This is a genomic window from Ensifer sp. R1-3, assembly GCF_056739175.1.
In genome coordinates this window covers 2,372,888-2,396,665 of record NZ_CP096515.1, presented here as the reverse complement: position 1 = coordinate 2,396,665, position 23,778 = coordinate 2,372,888, and the positions used below count along the sequence as shown (strand labels likewise).

The window sequence follows — 23,778 nt, the reverse complement described above, 5'->3', positions numbered from 1 at the left end:
TGGTCAGCCTCTTTGTTGTTGTCGTCTATAAATGCTTGCGGATAGTGTGACATCTCTTTTTTTGGAACAATCATGAATTTCCTGATGGATGCATCGAACCGTTCGGGCGACGTCCTTTCCGTGTCCGATCTCGCAAGCGAGGAGAGCCGCTCCACTGCCACGCCGATGATGGAGCAGTTCATCGAGATCAAGGCGAACAATCCGGATTCGCTCCTGTTCTACCGCATGGGCGATTTCTACGAGCTGTTTTTCCAGGATGCGGTCGAGGCCTCGCGTGCGCTCGGTATCACGCTGACGAAACGCGGCCAGCACATGGGACAGGAGATTCCGATGTGCGGCGTGCCGGTGCATGCGGCCGACGATTACCTGCAGAAGCTGATCGCATCCGGCTATCGTGTCGCCGTCTGCGAACAGGTGGAGGACCCGGCCGAAGCGAAGAAGCGCGGCAGCAAATCGGTCGTGCGCCGCGATGTCGTGCGCCTGGTGACGCCGGGGACGATCACCGAGGACAAGCTGCTCTCGCCTTCGGAATCGAACTATCTGATGGCGCTGGCGCGCATCAGGAGCGGCTCGGAGCCGGCCTATGCTCTTGCCTGGATCGACATTTCGACGGGCATCTTCCGCCTCGCCGAGACGGCGGAGAGCCGCCTGCTTGCCGACATATTGCGGATCGAACCGCGCGAGCTGATCCTGCCCGACACCGTCTTTCACGATCCGGATCTCAGGGCCGTCTTCGACGTGCTCGGGCGCGTCGCGGTGCCGCAGCCGGCCGTCCTCTTCGACAGCGCGACGGCGGAGGGCCGCATTTCACGCTACTACGGCGTGGGCACGCTCGATGGGTTCGGCAGCTTCTCGCGCGCGGAGCTCGCGGCCGCTTCGGCGGCGGTCTCCTATGTCGAGAAGACCCAGCTCCAGGAGCGCCCGGCGCTCGGCATTCCGGAAAGGGAAAGCGCCGCCTCGACACTCTTCATCGATCCGGCGACCCGCGCCAATCTGGAACTCGCCAAGACGCTTTCCGGCTCCCGCGACGGCAGCCTGCTCAAGTCGCTCGATCGTACGATGACGAGCGGGGGCGCCAGGCTGCTCGCCGAAAGGCTGATGTCGCCCCTGACCGACCCGGAGCGGATCAACCAGCGGCTCGATTCGATCGAGGTGCTGGCCGATCAGCCGCGCTTTACGACGGATGTTCGCGACGCGCTTCGCAGGGCGCCGGACATGCCGCGGGCCCTGTCGCGGCTCGCGCTCGGCCGCGGCGGCCCTCGCGATCTCGGTGCCATCCAGGCGGGCATGCGGGCCGCGGCGGCGATATCGGCGCTCCTCTCGGGCGCCGAGCTCTCGGCGGAACTGACCGAAGCGCGCGATGCGATCGCGGCCTTGCCGGGGGAATTGCTCGCGCGCCTCGACGCGACCCTTGCCGAGGAACTGCCGCTTCTGAAGCGCGACGGCGGCTTCGTCCGCGAGGGCGCGAGCGCCGAGCTCGACGAGATGCGGGCGCTGCGCGATCAGTCGCGCCGCGTGATCGCGGGGCTGCAGCTGCAATATTGCGAAGAGACGGGCATCAAGTCGCTGAAGATCAAGCACAACAACGTGCTCGGCTACTTCATCGAGGTGACCGCCGGCAATGCCGGATCGATGACCGACACCGACGCCGGCCGCGCCCGCTTCATTCATCGCCAGACCATGGCGAATGCCATGCGCTTCACCACGACCGAGCTTGCCGAGCTCGAAACGAAGATCGCCAATGCCGCGGACCGGGCGCTGGCGATCGAGCTCGAGACCTTCGAGGCCATGACGCGCGAGGTGGTCGCCGAGGCCGAGGCGATCAAGGCGGCAGCGCTGGCGCTCGCGACGATCGACGTCTCGGCCGGGCTCGCAGTGCTTGCGGAGGAGCAGAATTATACGCGCCCTACGGTCGACCGCTCGCGAATGTTCGCGATCGACGGAGGACGCCACCCCGTCGTGGAGCAGGCCCTGCGGCGCCAGGCTGCCAATCCCTTCGTCGCCAACGGCTGCGATCTTTCTCCGCCGAACGGCGAGCAGGGCGGCGCGATCTGGCTCCTCACCGGGCCCAACATGGGCGGCAAGTCGACTTTCCTGCGCCAGAACGCGCTGATCGCGATCATGGCCCAGACGGGATCCTTCGTGCCCGCGGCCGCCGCGCATATCGGCGTGGTCGACCGGCTCTTCTCGCGCGTCGGCGCTTCGGACGATCTTGCCCGCGGGCGGTCGACCTTCATGGTCGAGATGGTCGAGACGGCGGCGATCCTCAATCAGGCGACGGACCGCTCGCTGGTGATCCTCGACGAGATCGGCCGCGGCACCGCGACCTTCGACGGCCTGTCGATCGCCTGGGCGGCGGTCGAGCATCTGCACGAGGTCAATCGCTGCCGCGGGCTCTTCGCGACCCATTTCCACGAGCTGACGGTTCTCTCCGAAAAGCTCGTGCGGCTGTCGAACGCGACCATGCGCGTCAAGGAGTGGGACGGCGACGTCATCTTCCTGCACGAGGTAGGCCCGGGCGCCGCCGACCGTTCCTACGGCATCCAGGTCGCCCGCCTCGCCGGCTTGCCGGCGTCGGTCGTCGCCCGCGCGAGGGATGTGCTCGCCAAGCTCGAGGATGCAGACCGCAAGAATCCGGCGAGCCAGCTGATCGACGACCTGCCGCTGTTCCAGGTTGCCGTCCGGCGAGAGGAGGCGGCGAGGGCATCGTCGGGTCCTTCGAAGGTCGAGGAGGCCCTCAAGGCGCTCAACCCGGACGACATGACGCCGCGAGAGGCGCTCGACGCGCTTTATGCGCTCAAGAAGGAGCTTTCCAACCGCTGATTTCGCCCGGCTATTTCCCCTGTCATTCGGCCGGCAAAAGGGCTATACAGCGGCGCTTGCAACGAATGATCTAAGTCGGACAGGACGCCCCTCGGCACTTCATGGCCAGACACGAAACCTCCTTTCCCGAAATCCTGGACGTGGCGGCGCTTCGGGCCAGGTGCGACTTCATCGCCTCCGCTCATGCCGAACAGCGCGAACCGATGCGCCGGGCCTTGCTTGCGGCCTTCAAGGAGGCAAATGTCGCGGGCCGCGCCAAGGCGCGCGAGTTGCTCGCCGCAGACGGCGCAGGAATAAAATGCGCAGAGCGCATCTCCTGGCTTCAGGACCAGCTGATTACCCTTTTGCACGACTTCGTGCTGAACCAGGTTTTCGACGCCGCGAAGGCCCCCGAGGCTTCGCGCATCGCGGTCACCGCCGTCGGCGGCTACGGCCGCGGAACGCTCGCGCCCGGCTCGGATATCGACCTCCTCTTCCTCCTGCCCGCCAAGAAAGCGGTCTGGGCGGAGCCGGCGATCGAATTCATGCTCTATATCCTGTGGGACCTCGGCTTCAAGGTCGGTCACGCAACGCGAACGATCGAGGAATGCATCCGCCTGTCGCGTGCGGACATGACCATCCGCACCGCGATCCTCGAATGCCGCTATGTCTGCGGGTCCGCGGCTCTGGCGAACGAACTCGAAACGCGCTTCGACCATGAGATCGTCCGCAATACCGGTCCGGAATTCATTGCCGCCAAGCTCGCCGAGCGGGACGAGCGCCATCGCAAGGCGGGCGACACGCGCTACCTCGTCGAGCCGAATGTCAAGGAAAGCAAGGGCGGCTTGCGCGACCTGCACACGCTCTTCTGGATTTCCAAGTATTTCTACCGGGTCAAGGACTCTGCCGATCTCGTCAAGCTCGGCGTGCTTTCGAAGCAGGAATACAAGCTCTTCCAGAAGGCCGAGGATTTTCTCTGGGCGGTGCGCTGCCACATGCATTTCCTGACCGGCAAGGCGGAGGAGCGCCTCTCATTCGACATCCAGCGCGAGATCGCCGAGGCGCTCGGCTATCACGATCACCCCGGGCTCTCGGCGGTGGAACGCTTCATGAAGCACTACTTCCTGGTGGCCAAGGACGTCGGCGACCTGACCCGCATCTTCTGCTCGGCGCTGGAGGACCAGCAGGCCAAGGACACGCCCGGGATCACGGGCGTCATAAGCCGCTTCCGCAATCGCGTCCGCAAGATCGCGGGCACGCTCGATTTCGTCGATGACGGCGGGCGCATCGCACTTGCGGGCACCGATGTGTTCAAGCGCGACCCGGTAAACCTCATGCGCCTGTTCCACATCGCCGACATCAACGGGCTCGAATTCCACCCGGCGGCGCTGAAGCAGGTGACCCGTTCCCTGGGCCTGATCACGCCGCACTTGCGTGAAAACGAAGAGGCCAACCGGCTTTTCCTGTCTATACTCACCTCGCGGCGCAATCCGGAACTGATCCTTCGCCGGATGAACGAAGCGGGGGTGCTCGGCCGCTTCATCCCGGAATTCGGGAAGATCGTCTCGATGATGCAGTTCAACATGTACCACCACTATACGGTGGACGAGCATCTCCTGCGCTCGGTCGACGTTCTCTCCCGCATCGAGCGGGGCCTGGAGGAGGAGGCGCATCCCCTGACGGCGATGCTGATGCCTGGCATCGAGGACCGCGAAGCCCTCTACGTCGCCGTTCTGCTGCACGACATCGCCAAGGGGCGCCCCGAAGATCATTCGGTGGCCGGCGCAAAGGTCGCGCGAAAGCTTTGCCCGCGCTTCAGACTGACCCCGAAACAGACCGAAATGGTCGTCTGGCTCGTCGAAGAACATCTGACCATGTCGATGGTCGCGCAGACCCGCGACCTTAACGACCGCAAGACCATCGTCGATTTCGCCGAACGGGTCCAATCCCTCGAACGGCTGAAGATGCTGCTCATCCTTACCGTCTGCGACATCCGCGCCGTCGGACCCGGCGTCTGGAACGGCTGGAAAGGCCAGCTCCTGCGCACGCTCTACTACGAGACCGAGCTTCTGCTCTCAGGCGGCTTTTCGGAACTGTCGCGCAAGGAGAGGGCGAAGCACGCCGCCCACATGCTGGAGGAGGCGCTCGCCGACTGGCCCAAGAAGGACCGCCAGGCCTATGTGCGGCTGCATTATCAGCCCTATCTCCTGACCGTGGCGCTCGAGGAGCAGGTGCGCCATGCAGGCTTCATCCGCGAAGCGGACCGCGCGGGCAGGACGCTCGCGACCATGGTCCGCACCCATGATTTCCACGCCATTACCGAAATCACGGTGCTGTCGCCGGACCATCCGCGCCTGCTGACCGTCATCGCCGGCGCTTGCGCCGCGGCGGGCGCCAACATCGTCGGCGCGCAGATCCACACGACGTCGGACGGCCGGGCGCTCGATACCATTCTCGTCAACCGCGAGTTCTCGGTCGCCGAGGACGAGACGCGCCGGGCGGCGAGCATCGGCAAGCTGATCGAGGACGTGCTCTCCGGCCGCAAGAGGCTGCCCGAGGTGATCGCCAGCCGGACGCGTGTGAAGAAGCGCAGCAGGGCCTTCACCGTGACGCCGGAGGTGACGATCAGCAATACGCTGTCGAACAAGTTCACGGTCATCGAGGTCGAAGGCCTCGACCGGACCGGTCTGCTTTCCGAAGTGACCGCGGTGCTGTCAGACCTATCGCTCGACATCGCGTCGGCCCATATCACCACCTTCGGCGAAAAGGTGATCGACACCTTCTACGTCACCGACCTGGTCGGCTCGAAGATCACCAGCGAGAACCGGCAGATGAACATCGCAGCGCGCCTCAAGGCGGTGCTGGCGGGCGAGGTGGACGAAGCGCGCGAGCGCATGCCCTCCGGCATCATTGCGCCGACCCCTGTGTCCCGTGTACCCCACGGTTCCAAAACGACAAAAGCCGAAACATGAGTCTGGTCAAGAAATTCGCTACCGTCGGCGGCGCAACGCTCGGAAGCCGGCTCTTCGGCTTCATCCGGGAAACCTTCATGGCGGCCGCACTCGGCACCGGCCCGGTCGCCGATGCCTTCAACACCGCCTTCCGGCTGCCGAACACCTTCCGCAGGCTTTTTGCCGAAGGGGCGTTCAATTCGGCCTTCGTGCCGCTTTTCGCCAAGGAGATCGAGGCGCACGGCATGGACGGCGCCCGGCGCTTTTCCGAGGAGGTCTTCGGCGTCCTCTTCACCGTTCTTCTTCTGCTGACGATCGCCATGGAACTGTCGATGCCTTTCATCGTCGGGCAATTGATCGCTCCCGGATTTGCCGACGACCCCGCGAAATTCACAAGCACCGTCACCTTCGCGACGATCATGTTTCCCTATCTCGCCTGCATGTCGCTGGCGGCGATGATGGCGGGCATGCTCAATTCGCTGCACCGCTATTTCGCCGCAGCCATCGCGCCGGTCTTCCTGAACTTCATCCTGATCGCCGTGCTGGCCTACGCCTGGTACAGCGGCCAGGATGCGGTCGCGGTGGGCTACGACCTCTCCTGGGGGGTGCTGGCCGCGGGCCTCGTGCAACTGGCGATCGTCTGGGTCGCGGTGCGCAATGCCGGGATCCGGATCGGCTTTCGCCGGCCCCGGCTGACGCCGAACGTCAAGCGCCTGCTGGTGCTGGCACTTCCCGCGGCGATCACCGGCGGCATCACCCAGATCAACCTCCTGATCAACACCAATATCGCTTCTGCAAAGGAAGGCGCCGTCTCGTCGCTCGTCTATGCCGACCGCATCTATCAGCTGCCGCTCGGCGTCGTCGGCATTGCCGTTGCGACCGTGCTCCTGCCCGAGCTTGCACGCGCTCTGCGCGGCGGCAACCTCAACGAGGCTGCGAACCTGCAGAACCGTTCCGTCGAATTCACGCTGTTCCTCACGCTCCCCGCCGCCGCGGCGCTGCTCGTCATGTCGGAGCCGATCGTCCGGCTCCTCTTCGAGCGCGGCCAGTTCTCGCCGGAATCCACCGTCGTCGTCGGGCATATCCTGGCGATCTACGGCCTCGGCCTGCCGGCTTTCGTGCTGATCAAGGCTTTCATTCCCGGTTTCTTCGCCCGCGAGGACACCCGCACGCCGATGATCTTCGCCGGGATTTCCGTGGCAGTGAACGTCTCCCTGGCGCTGACGCTTTTTCCGTCGCTTGCCGCAAGCGGCATCGCGACGGCCGAAATCGTCGCCGGCTGGGTGAACGCCTTGCTTCTTTTCGCGACGCTCGTCTGGCGTGGGCACTGGGGGCGCGATATTCCCCTGCTGACGAGGATTCCCCGGCTGGTGATCGCCGCTGCGATCATGGCGGCCGCCTTATACGTTGCCGTGGATTGGCTCGCCTTCCCGCTATCTTCCGCCGCACCGCTTGCGACCCGCGCCTTTACCCTCTGCGGCCTGATCGCCGCCGCGATGGCGATCTATTTCGCGGTCGCGTTCGGGATCGGCGGCGCGAGCCTCTCGATGATCCGCCGCAGCGTCAAACGGGGGGCATCGGCCTCGTCCGTCGAGCGGGCGAGCGAAGGGGCGGATCGGCAATGAGACAGTCGATTGCCCGTGTCGCCATCGTCGTGCCCGGCTACGACGAGGGCATCGCCTTTTACTGCGGCAAGCTCGGCTTCGACCTCCTCGATGACAGCGACCTCGGCGGCGGCAAGCGCTGGGTCGTCGTGCGGCCGAAAGGTGCGGCGGAGACCGCTCTCCTGCTCGCCCGGGCCGAGGGCGAAAGGCAGCGCGCCGCAATCGGCAATCAGGCCGGCGGGCGGGTCGGCTTCTTTCTCTTTACCGACGGCTTCGGCCGCGATCACGCCGCCATGCTTTCCGCAGGCGTCACGTTCCTCGAGGCGCCCCGCCATGAGGTCTACGGAACCGTTGCCGTCTTCGTCGATCCTTTCGGCAATAGGTGGGATCTCCTCCAGCCCGCGTGACCATGCCTCTTGATTGCGCCCGGCCCGCCGTGCATAAGCGCGGCGGATATCAACTGGAGCCGGGCCCTCCACAAGCCCGATTGGGGACGACATGAACGAATTCAAGCCGCTCGTATTTTCCGGTGTTCAGCCGACCGGCAACCTGCATCTCGGCAATTATCTCGGCGCGATCCGCAAATTTGTCGCCCTTCAGAAAAACAACGATTGCATCTATTGCGTCGTCGACCTGCACTCGATCACGGCTCAGCTCGTGCATGACGACCTGCCGGGCCAGATCCGTTCGATCGCGGCCGCTTTCATCGCCTCGGGCATCGACCCCGAAAAGCACATCGTCTTCAACCAGTCGGCCGTGCCGCAGCATGCCGAGCTCGCCTGGATATTCAATTGCGTCGCCCGCATCGGCTGGATGAACCGGATGACCCAGTTCAAGGACAAGGCCGGCAAGGACCGTGAAAACGCTTCGCTCGGCCTGCTCGCCTATCCGAGCCTGATGGCGGCCGACATCCTCGTTTATCGCGCCACCCACGTGCCGGTCGGCGACGACCAGAAACAGCATCTGGAGCTCACCCGCGACATCGCCCAGAAATTCAACATCGACTTCATGGAGCATATCCGCCGCGGTGGTTACGGCGTCGACATCGTGGTCGGCGAAGAGCCGATCCATGCCTATTTCCCGCCGGTCGAACCCCTGATCGGCGGCCCGGCGCCGCGCGTCATGTCGCTGCGCGACGGCACCAAGAAGATGTCAAAGTCGGATCCATCCGATCTGTCGCGCATCAATCTGATGGACGATGCCGACACGATCCTGAAGAAGATCCGCAAGGCCAAGACCGATCCGGACGCGCTTCCGAGCGAAGCGGACGGTCTTAAGGATCGGCCGGAGGCCGAAAATCTCGTCGGCATTTACGCAGCGCTCGCCGACAGGTCGAAAGAAGAGGTGCTTGCCGAATTCGGCGGCCAGCAATTCTCGACCTTCAAGCCAGCTCTGGCCGACCTTGCCGTCAGCGTACTTTCGCCGATCACGGGCGAGATGCGCCGGTTGATGGGCGATACCGCGCATATCGACGCTATCCTGCGCAAGGGCGGGGAGCGCGCCCGGGAACGCGCCGAGACGACCATGCGCGAGGTCCGCGAAATCATCGGCTTTTTGCAGTAGTTCACGAAAATGAGACCTTGCGGGCGCCGCGCGGCGTTGTAATGTTCAGCGCATGGTTTCAACCCGACTCTCACGAATGGAAGGCCATCGCCGCAAATTCATGGCGGTGATCGATGATACGCCCGAATGCGGCCGCGCGGTGCATTATGCCGGCATGCGCGCGAAGAACTCCAATGGCGGTCTCGTGCTGCTCTACGTGATCGCCGACGGCGACTTCCAGCAATGGCTGGGCGTCGAGGAGATCATGCGTGCCGAAGCGCGGGATGAGGCCGAGGCGACGCTGGCCAAGATCGCGCAGACGGTACGCGAACGGATCGGCATCGAGCCGGAAATCGTCATTCGCGAGGGCATCGCCACGGAACAGATTCACGCCGCCATCGAGGAGGACCGTGACATCGCGATCCTGGTGCTGGCGGCCGGATCGGCGAAGGAAGGCCCGGGCCCGCTCGTTTCGTCCATTGCCGGGAAAGCCGCGGCCTTTCCGATACCTGTCACGGTTATTCCCGACCTGCTGACGGATGAGGAAATCGACGCGTTGACCTGACCTCCACAGAGCCCGCGCGTCATATCGGACGCGCAAAGGTCGTTGTAGCACTTTGAATCACGCTATTACGCCTTGCGGGCTCCGCTTGAGGCTCCTATATTTTGGAACAATTCTAAAAAGGCCGGTCGAGGAGCGCTCCCGGCAGAATGGAGTGAGACATGTTCATCCAGACCGAAGCCACACCGAATCCCGCCACTTTGAAGTTCCTGCCGGGCAAGGTGGTGATGGAGAACGGCACTGCCGAATTCCGGAGCGAAGAAGAGGCCCTTGCAGGATCGCCCCTTGCGGCTCGGCTCTTTTCGATCCCCGGCGTCACCGGTGTCTATTTCGGCTATGACTTCATCACCGTGAGCAAGGAATCGCAGGAGTGGCAGCACCTGAAGCCCGCGATTCTCGGCTCGATCATGGAGCATTTCATGTCGGGGCAGCCGATCATGTCGGGCGCCGGCCGTGCCGAGCAGACGGATGAGGAGGACGAGTTCTTCGATGAGGGCGACGAGGCGATCGTCGCCACGATCAAGGAACTGCTCGAGACGCGGGTTCGGCCCGCCGTTGCCCAGGACGGCGGCGACATCACCTTCCGCGGCTTCAAGGACGGAACGGTGTTCCTGAACATGAAAGGCGCATGCTCCGGCTGCCCCTCCTCGACGGCGACCTTGAGGCACGGCGTGCAGAACCTGCTGCGCCACTTCGTTCCGGAAGTCGAGGCGGTCGAATCCGTCTGATCCGAAGTGGATCGGGGCGCGGGAATCTGCATGGCAGGCCCGCGCATCCTTTGCTTACTGTTTGGCTTCATTTTCCTTACATCGTCTTTCCATATTCCTTATCCCGGTGTGGTTTTTGGGATAGAATCGCAAGTGTGATTCCGAAGGGCCGCAGCGACTTGGACATGCGGTAACTGCGGCTGCGCACCCTCGCAGCCGCACCGCTCGCAGGCGCAGGGGAGGAGACCGCGGCTGAAATGCTAGTTCTTGCCATTGATACATCCGGGTCCGGTTGTTTCGCTGCCGTCTACGACGGCGGCGCCGGAGAACTTCTGGCATGCGCGGGCGCGGATATCGGACGTGGCCACGCGGAGCGCCTCATGGAATTCGTGGATGAGGCCTTGAGCGCCTCGGGCCGGGAACTCGGCGAAATCGATCGGATTGCCGTGACGATAGGTCCAGGATCGTTCACCGGGATCCGTGTCGGCGTTGCCGCTGCGCGCGGCCTCGCGCTGGCGCTCGGAAAGCCCGCGGTCGGGATCACCACGCTTCACGTCGTCGCCGAAAGCGCGAGGCTGAACCAGGCTGGCCAGCCGGTGCTCGTCGTCCTCGACGCCAAACGGGACGAGGTTTACCTCCAGGCCTTCGATGCTTCGGGACGGCCGCAGGGGGAGGCGGAAATCCTGCCCGCCGAGGAAGCGCGCCTGCGCTTTTCCGCTTTCGCCGGCATCGCCTGCGGCTCCGGTGCCCTTGCCGTCACCGGCGCGGCGGGCGGCAAGCCGGACGAGATCGATATGGCGGCCCTCGCCCGGCTGGGGGCTGCGGCCGATCCGGTTTCAGCGCGTCCTAAGCCGCTTTATCTGCGCGGACCGGACGCCAAGCCCCAGGCCGGATTCGCCGTGACCCGTGCCTGACCGGAAGACGCCATTCGCCCGTATATTCTCCAGAACGTCCAAGAAACGCCCCCGATGAGCCTTACCGACTACTTCACCCGCCGCACTGAGTTCGACATTTTCGCGCTTGAAGAGGCCGATCTCGGCGCCGCGGCCGCGCTGCATCGCCAGCGCTTCGCCGCCGCCTGGAGCGACGGCGAAATCCATGGGCTCCTGAGTCAGGAGACGGTATTCGGATTCGTCGCGCGCCAGACCAATGCCAACGGCATGTTCCGGCCGGCCTTCGGCGGCTTCGTCCTGTCGCGGGCGGTCGCGGGCGAAGCCGAGATACTGACGATCGGGGTCGACGCCCGCTACGCGCGCTCCGGTCTCGGCTGGCGCCTCATGCAGGCGGCCATGCGGGAGGCCGCCGTCAAAGGGGCCGAGGCACTGTTCCTGGAAGTCGACGAGACGAACCAGGCCGCAATCGGCCTCTACGGAAAGCTCGGCTTCCGCAAGGTCGGCGAGCGCAAGGCCTATTATCAGGCGCGGCCCGGCGAGCGCAGCGCGGCGCTTGTCATGCGGCTCGATCTTCGCTAGAGCGGGATGAGGAAAGTGTGGGCGGTTTTCCGCCCGCATCCCGCGTCTCAACCTATTGGAATAGATCACGTTCACTGTTTCACGCAAACGGTGAAGCGCAGTTTGGAAGGTGCCTGCGGATGATCAATTGGGTGCGGGTCGCTCTTTGCGGCATGCTGCTCGTCATGGTCTCGCTGGTGCTGATGCCGGTCCAGATTCTTTGCCTCTGGCTCGATCTGAAACCGCGGCGCTGGCTGCCGCGTCACTGGCATCGCGTCGCCTGTCTGCTGCTCGGCCTGCGCGTCCGCGTCCATGGCGAGCTCGACCGCCGGCGTCCCTTGCTCCTGAGCGCCAATCACGTCTCCTGGAAGGATATCCTGGTGCTTTCCTCGGTGGCGGACGTCGTTTTCGTTGCCAAGTCGGACGTCAAGAGCTGGCCGATATTCGGGCTTCTCGCCCGCCTTCAGGCATCGGTTTTCGTGGAACGCGAGCAGAAGCGCACCACCGGTCACCAGGTCAATGACATCGGGCGGCGGCTCGCCGATGGGGAAATCGTCGTGCTCTTCCCGGAAGGAACGACCTCCGACGGCAACCGGCTGCTCGACATCAAGACCTCGCTGTTCGGCGCGGCCGCTTCGGCGGTCCCGCAGTCGCCGACCGGCGTGGTCCACGTCCAGCCGCTGGCGATTTCCTACACCGGCATCCACGGCATGCCGATGGGGCGCTATCATCGGCCGATCGCCGCATGGCCGGGGGACATCGGCCTGGTGCCGCACCTTCTCGGGGTGCTCAGAGAGGGAGCCCTGGAGGTCGATGTCGATTTCGGCGAGGCGGTGGACTATGACCGGCACGCGAACCGCAAGGAAGTGAGCCGCCTCATCGGACAGCGGATCCGCAAAATGCTGTCGGATCGGCTGCGAGGGCGCTCCCGATCCGCCGCGAAGGGCGAGCCGGCCCCCGCGTGCTCTGCAGCGCCGGACATCCCGTCAGACGCGCAAAGGTCGCGGCTCGCGCCGTGACGGCCCGAAAATGCTTCAACTTTGGGGCGCTATGCACTAAAGAACCCGCATGACCCAGGAAACCGCTCTTCTGTCGACGTCGCCCGAGGCGGGCGACCTGAACGTTCCGGCGCGCAAGGTTTTCGTCAAGACCTATGGCTGTCAGATGAACGTCTATGACTCCGACCGCATGTCGGATGCGCTCTCGCGCGACGGCTATGTTGCGACCGATGTCCTGGAAGACGCCGATTTCGTCCTGCTCAACACCTGTCATATCCGCGAAAAGGCGGCAGAGAAGGTCTATTCCGAGCTCGGTCGCCTGCGCGAACTGAAAAAGGCCAAGGCGCGCGAGGGCCGCGAGATGCTGATCGGCGTCGCCGGCTGCGTGGCCCAGGCGGAGGGCGACGAGATTCTCCGCCGCGTCCCGGCGGTCGATCTCGTCATAGGTCCTCAGACCTATCATCGCCTTCCCGACGCGCTGAAGCGGGCTCGCGCCGGCCAGCGTATCGTGGAAACGGAATATGCCATCGAGGACAAGTTCGTCCATCTGCCGGCGCCCGATAAAGCCAAGACCCGTGCGCGGGGCGTCACGGCTTTCCTGACCGTCCAGGAAGGCTGCGACAAGTTCTGCACTTTCTGCGTGGTACCCTACACGCGCGGCTCGGAAGTCTCGCGCCCGGTGGCACAGATCGTGGCGGAGGCGGAGAAGCTCGTCGAAGGCGGCGTGCGCGAAATCACCCTGCTCGGACAGAATGTCAACGCCTGGCACGGCGAGGGTCCGCATGGGCGCGAATGGAGCCTTGGCGACCTCCTGCGACGCCTCGGCGAAATCGACGGCCTTGCGCGCCTGCGCTATACCACCAGCCATCCGCGCGACATGGACGACAGCCTCATAGAGGCGCACCGGTCGATGGCGAAGCTGATGCCCTATCTGCACCTGCCGGTCCAGTCGGGCTCCGATCGTATCCTGAAGGCGATGAACCGGCGCCACACGGCAGCCGAATATCTGGCGCTCGTCGAGCGCATTCGTGCGGCGCAGCCCGACCTTGCGCTTTCGGGCGATTTCATCGTCGGCTTCCCCGGCGAGACCGATCAGGACTTCGAGGATACCCTTCGCCTTGTGGAAGAAGTGAACTATGCACAGGCTTTCTCGTTTAAGTATTCGACGCGTCCCGGCACGCCGGGCGCCGAGCTCAAGGAACAGGTTCCCGAGGACGTGAAGGCCAAGCGCTTGGAAATATTGCAGGCTTTGCTCGTAAAGCAGCAGCGCGGTTTCGCCGAGGCCTGTGTGGGTCGGGAGATCGACCTGCTCCTGGAGAAGCCGGGCCGCATGCCGGGGCAGCTCGTCGGCCGGTCGCCGTGGCTGCAGCCCGTGAATGTTGATGCAAAAGCATCGCAAATCGGTGACATTATCAGAGTGCGAATCACCAAGGCCGGGCCGAACAGCCTGTTTGCCGAGATGATCGGGGAATCGGACGCGAGGAGCTGACCGCTTGAACGGACACGAACTGATTTCTTCCTCATCTCGCCAGTCGAAGACATCCGCGACGGACGCCAATCACTTCGTGCTCACCTTCGAGAACAACCGCTTCGCGAGCGAGCTCTTCGGTCAGTTCGACCAGAATCTGAAATTGCTGGAAGAGCGATTGCGCATCGAGGCCCGGCCTCGGGGCAACTCGGTCGCCATCTCCGGTGACGTCGTCGCAACCAATCAGGCGCGCCGTGCCCTCGACTATCTCTACGGAAGGCTGCAGAGTGGCGCTTCGATCGATACATCCGATGTCGAAGGTGCGATCCGCATGGCGGTCGCCGCCGACGATCAGCTACAGTTGCCGACGATGGAGCGCAAAGCCAAATTGACAATGGCGCAGATTTCGACGCGCAAGAAGACAATCGCTGCGCGCACGCCGATGCAGGATTCCTATATCCGCGCCATGGAGCGGGCCGAGCTCGTCTTCGGCGTCGGTCCTGCCGGCACGGGCAAGACCTATCTCGCCGTCGCCCATGCCGCCCAGCTCCTGGAGCGTGGCGCTGTCGACCGGATCATCCTCTCGCGTCCGGCTGTCGAAGCGGGCGAGCGTCTCGGCTTCCTGCCCGGCGACATGAAGGAGAAGGTCGATCCCTATCTGCGTCCGCTCTATGACGCGCTGTACGACATGATGCCGGGCGACAAGGTCGAGCGGGCAATCACCGCCGGCGTCATCGAGATTGCGCCGCTCGCCTTCATGCGCGGGCGAACGCTTGCCAACGCCGCCGTGATCCTCGACGAGGCGCAGAACACGACGTCGATGCAGATGAAGATGTTCCTGACCCGTCTCGGCGAGAACGGCCGGATGATCGTCACGGGCGATCCGAGTCAGGTCGACCTGCCGCGCGGCGTGAAGTCCGGGCTGGTGGAGGCGCTGCAGATACTCAAGGGCGTGGAGGGCGTCTCGGTGATCCGCTTCAAGGACGCCGACGTCGTCCGTCATCCTCTGGTGGCGCGGATCGTCAGGGCCTATGACAGCCAGACGGCGGTTCACGACGAGAGCGAGCAGAGCGATCGCTGAGGCGGCCGTGTTTATCATGACGGCATTGGACATTCAGATCAGCGTCGAGGCGGGAGACTGGCCGCCCGAAGACGAGCTTCAGTCCTTTTGCGAGCGTGTTCTCGAGGCTGCGGCCGATTTTCTCGCCGATGAGGAGAAGCAGCCGCTGCCGGCACAGGCGGCGGAACTGTCGCTGGTCTTCACCGACGATCAGTCGATCAGGGCGATCAACGCGGAGTGGCGAGGCCAGGACAAGGCGACGAATGTTCTGTCCTTTCCCGCCTTTCCGGTGACGCCCGGCAGGATGCCCGGGCCTATGCTCGGCGACATCGTGGTCGCCCATGAGACGCTCAGGCGGGAGGCGGCGGAGCTCGAAAAGCCCTTCGACGCGCATTTGACGCATCTTCTCGTGCATGGATTCCTGCATCTTTTCGGGTATGATCATATCGAAGACGACGAAGCGGAGAGAATGGAGGGGTTGGAGACTCGCATTTTGGCGCGTCTTGGCCTATCTGATCCCTACGGGGACCAACCCCCGCATTAACAGTTTGGAACGATGAGCGACTTCAAGACACAGCCGGCCGCTGTCGCGACCGAGGAGGCGGAAGCCTCCGGCGACACCGAGGCCGGTAGTAGTACCGCCGCCCGATTCGAGGGCAGCAAATCCACATCATCATTTTGGAGCCGTGCCGCGCGTCTGTTACGCGGTGTGAGCCCGTCGAGCCTGCGCGAGGATCTTGCCGACGCGCTCATGACGGACGCTGACGGCAATGCGGCTTTCTCGCCCGAAGAGCGGGCGATGCTCAACAACATCCTCCGCTTCCGCGAGGTTCGGGTCGAGGACGTGATGGTTCCGCGAGCCGACATCGAAGCGGTAGACCAGAATATCACCATCGGCGAGCTCATGGTGCTCTTCGAGGAGTCGGGACGCTCGCGCATGCCGGTCTACAGCGAGGGGCTCGACGACCCTCGCGGCATGGTGCACATCCGTGACCTTCTTGCCTATGTGACCAAGCAGGCGCGCAACCGCCGCCGCAACGGCAAAGCTCAGGGGGCGACGACGACGAATGGCGACAAGCCCGAAAGGGCGCCCCGGCAGCAGAAGGCAGGCTTCGATCTTTCCCGCGTCGATCTCGACAAGACGGTGGAGGAGGCGGGGATCGTCCGGCAGCTCCTGTTCGTGCCGCCGTCGATGCTCGCCTCGGATCTCATGCAGCGCATGCAGGCTGCGCGCATCCAGATGGCACTCGTCATCGATGAATACGGCGGAACGGACGGTCTCGTATCGCTCGAAGACATCGTCGAGATGGTGGTCGGCGACATCGAGGACGAGCATGACGACGAGGAAGTGATGTTCGCGCGCAGCTCGGACGACGTCTTCATCGCCGACGCCCGGGTGGAGCTCGAAGAGATCGCCGAGGCGGTCGGGCCGGACTTCGACGTACGCGAGCAACTCGAGGATGTCGACACGCTGGGCGGACTCGTCTTCGCATCGCTCGGCCGGATTCCTGTCCGCGGCGAAGTGGTGCAGGCGATTCCCGGTTTCGAATTCCAGATTCTCGATGCCGATCCGCGTCGCGTCAAACGCGTCAGGATCATGCGCAAGCGTCCGCCGTCACGCCGCCGCCTGCCGAAGGTCGAGAAGGAGCCGTTGCCCGATGCGTTTACCACGCCCGGCGCCACAGGGGCGGGTGCCCAGCCCCCGTCCTCGTTCGAATAGGGCCGGCTCGGCGTCGCCAGGAGACGGGACAAGCAGCCACTTTTTTGGAAGACTGCCGCCGATTGATTCGGTCGTGCTGCGTGTGTCCTTGAATCCTCGAGGACAGGGTCCCGCGCAAGGTCTCCCCCACGTCCGGCGCCGACTGGAGGTTCAATGGAAAGACTGGCAGGCAGAATCATACTTCTCTCGGGGGTTTCCCGGACATTCGTCGGCTTTCTCGCCGGCCTCCTGGCGGTGCTTGCCCAGCCGCCTTTCGGCATTTTCGCGGCGGCTTTCGTCTCCTTTCCCGTCCTCGTCTGGCTGATCGACGGGGTGGCGCCCGATCCCGGCGACGGCCTGCTGCGGCGGCTGATGCCGCCCGCTGCGATCGGCTGGTCCTTCGGTTTCGGTTATTTCCTGGGTGGTCTCTGGTGGCTGGGTAATGCGCTTCTGGTCGAGGCGGACGCGTTCGCCTGGGCGCTGCCGCTCACCGTCGTCGGCCTCCCGGCCGTTCTCGGGCTCTTTTACGCGCTGGCGGTCGTCATTGCCCGCAGCCTCTGGTCGGATGGTTGGGGCCGGATCGCCGCCCTTGCGCTCGGCTTCGGCATCGCCGAATGGCTGCGCGGTTTTCTCTTTACCGGCTTCCCTTGGAATGCCATCGGCTATGCGGCCATGCCGATGCCGTTGATGATGCAGTCGGCCAGCGTCGTCAATCTTTCGACGATCAACCTGCTAGCCGTTTTCGTCTTCGCCGCGCCGGCTCTGATCTGGACGGGCAAGGGCGCGCGCGCCGGTCTCGCCATCGCCGCAGCGCTCTTCACGGCGCATGTCGCTTTCGGCTTTTACCGGTTCGCCCAGCCGGCACCGGCGCCGCTCCAGCCGGAGATGACCGTCCGCGTTGTCCAACCGGTGATCGACCAGGCCAAGAAGCTCGACGACCGCGAGCGTGCGTCGATCTTCGAGGACCATCTCTCGCTGACGGCCGCCCCGGTCCAGGATGGCGCCAAACGGCCGGACATCGTCGTCTGGCCGGAAACGTCGATCCCTTTCATCCTCACCGACAATCCCGACGCCCTGGCGCGGATCGCCGATGTTCTCCAGGACGGGCAAGTTCTCGTCGCCGGTGCCGTCAGGGTCGAGGATGCCGGTGCCGGACTGCCGCCGCGCTATTACAATTCGGTTTATGTCATCGACGATCGAGGGCAGATCGTCGGTGCGGCGGACAAGGTGCATCTGGTGCCTTTCGGTGAATACCTCCCGTTCGAGGATCTGCTGACCTCCTGGGGCCTGAGTTCCGTCGCGGCTTCGATGCCGGGCGGCTTCTCGGCGGCCAGCACCCGCCCGGTGCTGACCTTGCCGGGCGGTCGAAGGATCTACCCGATGATCTGTTACGAGGCGATCTTCGCCGACGAGGTGGACGGCAATGCCCGTCTCGCAGACGCGCTCCTCAACATCACCAATGACGCCTGGTTCGGCGACACCCCCGGCCCACGCCAGCATTTCCATCAGGCGCAGCTTCGCGCGGTCGAGGCCGGAACTCCGATGATCCGTGCGGCGAATACTGGTATTTCAGCAGTTGTTGATGCACGTGGTGTTTTAGTGGTAGTATTGGGCTACAATTACAGGGGGGTTATAGACACAATTCTGCCGGGAAAACTGCCTACGCTCACAAATATCGCAACGCGCAGCCAGATTTTTTGGCTGACGACGGGGATTCTATTTCTGGTTGCAGCAATATCGCGCTTAGGTTTTAATATTAGGAAGAATTGACGTAAAACCCCTAAAATTGCATAGTGGATTTCGCCATCAACCTTTGCCTGCCGCCGAAGCGTGACAGGGTTGCCGCAGCGCAGGTTTTTGCAATGCGGGGTTGCTGGTAACGAAAACAGGGTGTTTAGGAAGGCGAATATGATCGAGAACAAGAAGAAACCGAACCCGATCGACATTCATGTCGGTAGCAGGATTCGCCTTCGTCGGACGATGCTTGGCATGAGCCAGGAGAAGCTCGGCGAGAGTCTGGGGATTACCTTCCAGCAGATCCAGAAGTACGAAAAAGGCACGAACCGCGTCGGCGCGAGCCGGCTGCAGAACATTTCGCAGATACTCAACGTGCCAGTGTCGTTCTTCTTCGAGGATGCTCCGGGCGATGGCGGCGGCACCGGGCCGGGGATGGCCGAGGCGTCGAGCTCCAACTACGTCGTCGATTTCCTGTCTTCCTCGGAAGGGCTGCAGCTCAACCGTGCCTTCGTGAAGATTTCCGACCCGAAGGTTCGGCGCAAGCTGGTAGACCTCGTGAAAGCACTGGCCGCCGAGGCGGAGAGCGAATAGGCGGCAAGTCGTCCGGCACGAAAGAAGCGGCATCAAGCCGCTTTTTTCGTCTATTGGGTACTGCGCGAGCTCCAACCCTACCGATAAACGACGAAGGCGGCAGCGCTTCGACGCTGCATGCGACAAGAGGCGGGTCGCTCCGGATGGGATTCCGGGCTGAGCGCGTCACGGCTCCCGCCCGAGCGCGAAGATTTTCCACAAAAAGCGCATTTCCGGAAAGCGGAACGTCGCTGCGATGCCGATATAAAGATATATTTATGTCGTTGTGTGCTTGTTTTTCACCGGCAAAACCACTAAACGTTTGGACCGCTTCTTTCATTGAGGGGACTTCCCGCATGCGCGCAAACTACCTGTTCACAAGCGAATCCGTAGCCGAAGGTCATCCGGACAAAGTGTGTGACCGTATCTCCGACGAAATCGTCGATCTGGTCTACCGCGAAGCCGCAAAGACCGGCGTCGATCCGTGGACTGTGCGCATCGCCTGTGAGACGCTGGCGACGACCAATCGTGTGGTCATCGCCGGAGAGGTCCGGCTGCCGCCGAGCCTTCTCAAGAAAGACAAGAACGGCAACGACGTCATCAACCCCTCGAAGTTCAAGTCGGCGGCCCGCAAGGCGATCCGCGACATAGGCTATGAGCAGGACGGCTTCCATTGGAAGACTGCGAAGATCGACGTCCTTCTGCACTTCCAGTCCGCGCACATCGCGCAGGGCGTGGACAATGCCGCCGACAAGCAGGGCGAAGAAGGCGCGGGCGACCAGGGCATCATGTTCGGCTATGCCTGCCGCGAGACCGCCGAGCTCATGCCGGCGCCGATCTACTATTCGCACCGCATCCTCAATCTGCTCGCTGCGGCCCGCAAGAAGGGCGAAGGCGAAGTCGCCAAGCTCGGTCCGGACGCCAAGAGCCAGGTGACCGTGCGGTACGTCGACGGCAAGCCGGCCGAGGCCACCTCGATCGTTCTTTCCACCCAGCACCTCGACGAGAGCTGGGATTCCACCAAGGTTCGCTCCGTGGTCGAACCCTATATCCGTGAGGCGCTCGGGGACCTGAAGATCGCCGACGACTGCACCTGGTACATCAATCCTACCGGCAAGTTCGTCATCGGCGGACCGGACGGCGATGCGGGCCTTACCGGCCGCAAGATCATCGTCGACACCTATGGCGGCGCAGCTCCGCATGGCGGCGGTGCCTTCTCCGGCAAGGACACGACCAAGGTCGACCGCTCGGCCGCCTATGCGGCCCGCTACCTTGCCAAGAACGTCGTAGCGGCGGGCCTTGCCGAGCGCTGCACCATCCAGCTTTCCTACGCGATCGGCGTAGCCCAGCCGCTGTCGATCTATGTCGATCTGCACGGCACGGGAAAAGTCTCGGAAGATCAGGTGGAGAGCGCCATCCGCAAGACGATGGACCTGTCGCCGACCGGCATCCGCCGCCATCTGGACCTCAACCGGCCGATCTATGCCAAGACCTCTGCCTACGGCCATTTCGGCCGCAAGGCGGGCCGCGACGGTTCCTTCTCCTGGGAAAAGCTCGACCTGGTCAAGCCTCTGAAAGAAGCGATCGACAGCGATTCGTCGTCCGTCAACGGAAGAGCGGCGAGCCGCGCGGCCTAAGCCGTCCCGGCGGGGCAGCTTCAAAAGAAGCCGCATATTGAAGATATCGCAGCGGCCTGTTATCAGCCGTGGCAACAATCAGGCGGGCGCTCCGGAGAGGAGCGTCCGCCTCGTTCATTGTGATTTCGGGCTCGGCTCGATCCGAAATCATGGATGCGGAACCGGATGCGGAAAACGGTGTGCGCCTTCCACCCGCAGCCTGCTTCATCTATGGGAAAACGACATGACCGAAACGCGCGGTGCCAGGGCAACGGAAGCTTTCTTCGGCCGCCGCAAGGGCAAGCCCTTGCGGGAGCGCCAGGCGGCGCATCTCGAACACCTGCTGCCTCTTTTGAAGCTCGATCTCGAAGAGCCGGCTCCGGCCGATCTGACGGCGCTTTTCCCCGAGCCCGTCGAAAGAATCCGCCTGGAGATCGGCTTCGGCTGCGGAGAGCACCTGACCCACCGCGCCGCGGAAGACCCCGCGACCGGCTTCATCGGGGTGGAACCCTTCGTTAATTCGATGGCGAAGCTGCTCGGGCAGATCGAGGCGAAGGCGATCAGGAACATCCGCCTCTACGACGACGACGCGACGCAGGTGCTGGATTGGCTGCCGGCGGCATCCGTCGACCAGATCGACCTGCTTTATCCCGATCCATGGCCGAAGCGAAAGCACTGGAAGCGGCGTTTCGTCTCCCAGATCAACCTCGACCGCTTCGCCCGCATCCTGAAGCCGGGCGGCCTCTTCTGCTTTGCCTCTGATATCGACAGCTACATCAACTGGACGCTCATCCATTGCCGCGACCACGCGGCTTTCGAGTGGACGGCGGAAAGAGCGGCCGACTGGCTGACGCCTTTTGCCGGATGGCCGAGCACGCGCTACGAAGCCAAGGCCCGCCGGGAAGGGCGCAGTTCGGCTTATCTGACGTTTCGACGGGTCTAGAAAATCCCCCCTCTCGCAGGTGGAGAGGGGACTTGAACGGGCCGCCGCGAGTCTCCTTCGCCCTGTTTACGGGGAGAAGGTGGCCGGCAGGCCGGATGAGGGGCCAATTCAATTCCGATGGCTTGCGTCAACCGCTCAATGCAAACTGACCGTGCGAAGGTCGTCTTCGGCCGCCTTGAAGAAGGTGCTGGAGCGGTTGTCGGTCAGCAGGATAGGCGTTCCATCGGCGCCGAACAGGGCCCATAGATCGATCCCAGGTCCCATCTCGGGCGCTTCCGGAAAGCAACGGGAGACCTCCTCAGAACGCATCTTGCGGATATAGCCGACCTCGCCTGCGCCAAGATGCGCAAGGTCGTTCTTCGACAGCGATGTGTTGATGGCTTTCAGTCCCATGGTCATGCTCCGTGGTCGCCGACGCAGGAAAAAATCTCGCCGGTTATCCTATTCTGGGACCGAAATATTAATTTTCTTTACCATACGGGCAGGCTCGGGGCGTACCAGATCCACCGCAAGGAGGCCGTTGCGCAATTCAGCGCCGAGAACCTGCATTCCATCGGCCAGCACGAAGGTCCGCTGGAACTGCCGGGCGGCGATGCCCCGATGCAGATATTCCCTTTCGCCGGTTTCGATCTGACGGCCACGGATGACGAGCTGGTTTTCCTCGGTCGTCACGTCGAGGTCTTCCTCCGAGAAGCCCGCGACCGCGAGCGTTATCCGCAGGCGTTCCGGCGCGCCGGCAGCAGAATCGCCGCGAATTCGCTCTATATTGTAGGGAGGATAGCCGTCATTGCCCTTCGCGATGCGCTCAAGGGTCTTTTCCATGCTGTCGAAACCCACCAGAAGCGGGCTCGTAAAAGGCGTTATTCTGCTCATTATCCAAGCCCTTGCAGCTCAAGCGACCATGTGTCGGACCTGCCAAGCAGCATCCTGCCTGCAATATGGTGGCTGTGTGCAATGAGTGCAAGCGGCTTGCCTCGGCAGGCCGCGCAAATCATAGTCTCTGACCTGAGAGCGACGGTCCTGCAGGGAGATGAAAAGTGTCAAGCGCAAGAAAAATCATCATCGACACGGATCCGGGCCAGGACGACGCGGCGGCAATCATGCTGGCCCTCGGCAGCCCGGAGGAAATCGAGGTCCTCGGCATCACCGCGGTTGCCGGCAATGTCCCGCTGACACTGACGGCCCGCAACGCCCGCATCGTCTGCGAGCTCTGCAACAGGACCGACGTCAAGATCTTCGCAGGTGCCGAGCGGCCGGTCGCACGCCCGCTCGTCACGGCCGAGCACGTGCACGGGAAGACGGGGCTCGATGGCCCTGCGCTCGACGAGCCGACGATGCCGCTTCAAGAGCAGCACGCCGTCGACTTCATCGTCGAAACGCTGCGCGCGGAGGCGCCGGGTGCCGTGACGCTTTGTACGCTCGGACCGCTGACAAATATCGCGCTGGCGCTGACGAAGGCTCCGGAAATCGCACCTTCGGTACGCGAGCTCGTGATGATGGGCGGCGGCTTCTTCGAGGGCGGCAACATAACGCCTGCGGCGGAATTCAACATCTATGTCGATCCGGAGGCAGCCGAGATCGTCTTCCGCTCCGGCATCCCGATCGTCATGATGCCCCTCGACGTCACCCATCGCGTTCTGACACGGAAGACTCGCGTGGAGAAAATCCGTGCGATCGGCAGTCCGGCGGCAGTGGCCCTGGCTGAGATGCTGGAATTCTTCGAGCGTTTCGATATCGAGAAATACGGTACCGACGGCGGGCCGCTGCACGATCCGACCGTCATCGCCTATATCTTGCGGCCGGAGCTCTTCACAGGGCGGGACTGCAACGTCGAGATCGAAACGGCGTCTCCGCTCACGACGGGCATGACTGTGGTCGACTGGTGGCAGGTCACCGGCCGCGCGCACAACGCCAAGGTCATGCGGCACATCGACGACGAGGGCTTCTTCGAGCTTTTGGCCGAGCGCCTTGCGCGGATCTGAGAGACCCCCCGCATCTCACTGACACCCCTCCCCACCCTCCCCCTTTTGAGGAGAGGTTTGGGGAGGGGCAATGTCTGGAGCAGAAC

21 protein-coding genes are annotated in these 23,778 nt (G+C 63.5%); 19 read left to right on the top strand and 2 right to left on the bottom strand.

Annotated elements, in window-relative coordinates; genetic code table 11:
- Nucleotides 1–72 precede the first annotated feature (72 nt).
- From mutS to trmB, 18 genes are all read left to right on the top strand, one after another.
- Nucleotides 73–2,823 (top strand): DNA mismatch repair protein MutS, encoded by a 2,751-nt coding sequence (gene mutS, locus M1D43_RS11525; RefSeq protein ID WP_153314990.1) that lies wholly within the window; start codon nt 73–75, stop codon nt 2,821–2,823.
- Between the two features lie 101 nt (nt 2,824–2,924).
- Nucleotides 2,925–5,774 carry a [protein-PII] uridylyltransferase gene (locus tag M1D43_RS11520; protein WP_153314992.1) on the top strand — a complete coding sequence of 950 codons (2,850 nt, stop codon included), beginning with the start codon at nt 2,925–2,927 and terminating at the stop codon, nt 5,772–5,774.
- Nucleotides 5,771–7,378: a murein biosynthesis integral membrane protein MurJ gene (gene murJ / locus M1D43_RS11515; RefSeq protein WP_153314994.1), complete on the top strand. Its 1,608-nt coding sequence runs from the start codon at nt 5,771–5,773 to the stop codon at nt 7,376–7,378. Before M1D43_RS11520 ends, murJ begins: the two co-directional genes overlap by 4 nt.
- Entirely contained in the window at nt 7,375–7,764 is a 390-nt protein-coding gene (locus M1D43_RS11510; protein WP_153314997.1) for a VOC family protein, read from the top strand. The genes murJ and M1D43_RS11510 overlap by 4 nt, the downstream gene beginning before the upstream one ends.
- Nucleotides 7,765–7,855: 91 nt before the next feature.
- Nucleotides 7,856–8,920 carry a tryptophan--tRNA ligase gene (gene trpS / locus M1D43_RS11505; RefSeq protein ID WP_498813966.1) on the top strand — a complete coding sequence of 355 codons (1,065 nt, stop codon included), beginning with the start codon at nt 7,856–7,858 and terminating at the stop codon, nt 8,918–8,920.
- Nucleotides 8,921–8,972: 52 nt separating this feature from the next.
- Nucleotides 8,973–9,464, top strand: a complete 492-nt coding sequence (locus tag M1D43_RS11500) for a universal stress protein (RefSeq protein WP_003527692.1) — start codon at nt 8,973–8,975, stop codon at nt 9,462–9,464.
- Between the two features lie 158 nt (nt 9,465–9,622).
- Complete coding sequence (locus M1D43_RS11495) at nt 9,623–10,189, top strand: NifU family protein (RefSeq protein WP_028011197.1); 567 nt, start codon at nt 9,623–9,625, stop codon at nt 10,187–10,189.
- A 236-nt stretch (nt 10,190–10,425) separates the two neighbouring features.
- Nucleotides 10,426–11,082 (top strand): tRNA (adenosine(37)-N6)-threonylcarbamoyltransferase complex dimerization subunit type 1 TsaB, encoded by a 657-nt coding sequence (tsaB, locus tag M1D43_RS11490; RefSeq protein WP_153314999.1) that lies wholly within the window; start codon nt 10,426–10,428, stop codon nt 11,080–11,082.
- A 54-nt stretch (nt 11,083–11,136) separates the two neighbouring features.
- Entirely contained in the window at nt 11,137–11,640 is a 504-nt protein-coding gene (locus tag M1D43_RS11485; protein WP_003527685.1) for a GNAT family N-acetyltransferase, read from the top strand.
- A gap of 119 nt (nt 11,641–11,759) precedes the next feature.
- Nucleotides 11,760–12,638 (top strand): lyso-ornithine lipid O-acyltransferase, encoded by an 879-nt coding sequence (olsA, locus tag M1D43_RS11480; protein ID WP_003527683.1) that lies wholly within the window; start codon nt 11,760–11,762, stop codon nt 12,636–12,638.
- 49 nt (nt 12,639–12,687) lie between these two features.
- Nucleotides 12,688–14,106, top strand: coding sequence for a tRNA (N6-isopentenyl adenosine(37)-C2)-methylthiotransferase MiaB (gene miaB, locus M1D43_RS11475; protein ID WP_003527681.1), 1,419 nt, complete (start codon nt 12,688–12,690; stop codon nt 14,104–14,106).
- A gap of 4 nt (nt 14,107–14,110) precedes the next feature.
- A complete protein-coding gene (locus M1D43_RS11470; RefSeq protein WP_003527679.1) occupies nt 14,111–15,166 on the top strand; it encodes a PhoH family protein in 1,056 nt (351 codons plus the stop codon).
- Nucleotides 15,167–15,182: 16 nt separating this feature from the next.
- Nucleotides 15,183–15,689 carry an rRNA maturation RNase YbeY gene (gene ybeY / locus M1D43_RS11465; protein ID WP_153315000.1) on the top strand — a complete coding sequence of 169 codons (507 nt, stop codon included), beginning with the start codon at nt 15,183–15,185 and terminating at the stop codon, nt 15,687–15,689.
- 12 nt (nt 15,690–15,701) lie between these two features.
- Nucleotides 15,702–16,865, top strand: a complete 1,164-nt coding sequence (locus tag M1D43_RS11460) for a hemolysin family protein (protein ID WP_003527674.1) — start codon at nt 15,702–15,704, stop codon at nt 16,863–16,865.
- Nucleotides 16,866–17,018: 153 nt separating this feature from the next.
- Nucleotides 17,019–18,614 (top strand): apolipoprotein N-acyltransferase, encoded by a 1,596-nt coding sequence (gene lnt, locus M1D43_RS11455; RefSeq protein ID WP_153315002.1) that lies wholly within the window; start codon nt 17,019–17,021, stop codon nt 18,612–18,614.
- A gap of 138 nt (nt 18,615–18,752) precedes the next feature.
- Nucleotides 18,753–19,172 carry a helix-turn-helix domain-containing protein gene (locus M1D43_RS11450; protein WP_003527670.1) on the top strand — a complete coding sequence of 140 codons (420 nt, stop codon included), beginning with the start codon at nt 18,753–18,755 and terminating at the stop codon, nt 19,170–19,172.
- Nucleotides 19,173–19,507: 335 nt separating this feature from the next.
- A complete protein-coding gene (metK, locus tag M1D43_RS11445; protein WP_003527663.1) occupies nt 19,508–20,788 on the top strand; it encodes a methionine adenosyltransferase in 1,281 nt (426 codons plus the stop codon).
- Nucleotides 20,789–21,011: 223 nt separating this feature from the next.
- Nucleotides 21,012–21,710 (top strand): tRNA (guanine(46)-N(7))-methyltransferase TrmB, encoded by a 699-nt coding sequence (gene trmB, locus M1D43_RS11440; RefSeq protein ID WP_153315004.1) that lies wholly within the window; start codon nt 21,012–21,014, stop codon nt 21,708–21,710.
- 135 nt (nt 21,711–21,845) lie between these two features.
- On the opposite strand, the gene M1D43_RS11435 is transcribed toward trmB, so the two are convergent.
- Entirely contained in the window at nt 21,846–22,103 is a 258-nt protein-coding gene (locus tag M1D43_RS11435) for a BQ00720 family protein (RefSeq protein ID WP_003527660.1), read from the bottom strand.
- A 48-nt stretch (nt 22,104–22,151) separates the two neighbouring features.
- Nucleotides 22,152–22,583, bottom strand: a complete 432-nt coding sequence (locus tag M1D43_RS11430) for an Hsp20 family protein (RefSeq protein ID WP_003527659.1) — start codon at nt 22,581–22,583, stop codon at nt 22,152–22,154.
- Between the two features lie 164 nt (nt 22,584–22,747).
- On the opposite strand from M1D43_RS11430, the gene M1D43_RS11425 reads away from it, so the two are divergent.
- Complete coding sequence (locus tag M1D43_RS11425; protein ID WP_003527657.1) at nt 22,748–23,692, top strand: nucleoside hydrolase; 945 nt, start codon at nt 22,748–22,750, stop codon at nt 23,690–23,692.
- Nucleotides 23,693–23,778: the final 86 nt, after the last annotated feature.

Coding starts and splice junctions, on each gene's coding strand:
- M1D43_RS11495 (WP_028011197.1), top strand. CDS start 9,623: ATGTTCATCCAGACCGAAGCCACACCGAATCCCGCCACTTTGAAGTTC.
- M1D43_RS11430 (WP_003527659.1), bottom strand. CDS start 22,583: ATGAGCAGAATAACGCCTTTTACGAGCCCGCTTCTGGTGGGTTTCGAC.
- metK (WP_003527663.1), top strand. CDS start 19,508: ATGCGCGCAAACTACCTGTTCACAAGCGAATCCGTAGCCGAAGGTCAT.
- murJ (WP_153314994.1), top strand. CDS start 5,771: ATGAGTCTGGTCAAGAAATTCGCTACCGTCGGCGGCGCAACGCTCGGA.
- miaB (WP_003527681.1), top strand. CDS start 12,688: ATGACCCAGGAAACCGCTCTTCTGTCGACGTCGCCCGAGGCGGGCGAC.
- M1D43_RS11500 (WP_003527692.1), top strand. CDS start 8,973: ATGGTTTCAACCCGACTCTCACGAATGGAAGGCCATCGCCGCAAATTC.
- M1D43_RS11485 (WP_003527685.1), top strand. CDS start 11,137: ATGAGCCTTACCGACTACTTCACCCGCCGCACTGAGTTCGACATTTTC.
- M1D43_RS11460 (WP_003527674.1), top strand. CDS start 15,702: ATGAGCGACTTCAAGACACAGCCGGCCGCTGTCGCGACCGAGGAGGCG.
- ybeY (WP_153315000.1), top strand. CDS start 15,183: ATGACGGCATTGGACATTCAGATCAGCGTCGAGGCGGGAGACTGGCCG.
- trpS (WP_498813966.1), top strand. CDS start 7,856: ATGAACGAATTCAAGCCGCTCGTATTTTCCGGTGTTCAGCCGACCGGC.
- M1D43_RS11450 (WP_003527670.1), top strand. CDS start 18,753: ATGATCGAGAACAAGAAGAAACCGAACCCGATCGACATTCATGTCGGT.
- trmB (WP_153315004.1), top strand. CDS start 21,012: ATGACCGAAACGCGCGGTGCCAGGGCAACGGAAGCTTTCTTCGGCCGC.
- M1D43_RS11435 (WP_003527660.1), bottom strand. CDS start 22,103: ATGGGACTGAAAGCCATCAACACATCGCTGTCGAAGAACGACCTTGCG.
- M1D43_RS11520 (WP_153314992.1), top strand. CDS start 2,925: ATGGCCAGACACGAAACCTCCTTTCCCGAAATCCTGGACGTGGCGGCG.
- mutS (WP_153314990.1), top strand. CDS start 73: ATGAATTTCCTGATGGATGCATCGAACCGTTCGGGCGACGTCCTTTCC.
- lnt (WP_153315002.1), top strand. CDS start 17,019: ATGGAAAGACTGGCAGGCAGAATCATACTTCTCTCGGGGGTTTCCCGG.
- olsA (WP_003527683.1), top strand. CDS start 11,760: ATGATCAATTGGGTGCGGGTCGCTCTTTGCGGCATGCTGCTCGTCATG.
- M1D43_RS11510 (WP_153314997.1), top strand. CDS start 7,375: ATGAGACAGTCGATTGCCCGTGTCGCCATCGTCGTGCCCGGCTACGAC.
- tsaB (WP_153314999.1), top strand. CDS start 10,426: ATGCTAGTTCTTGCCATTGATACATCCGGGTCCGGTTGTTTCGCTGCC.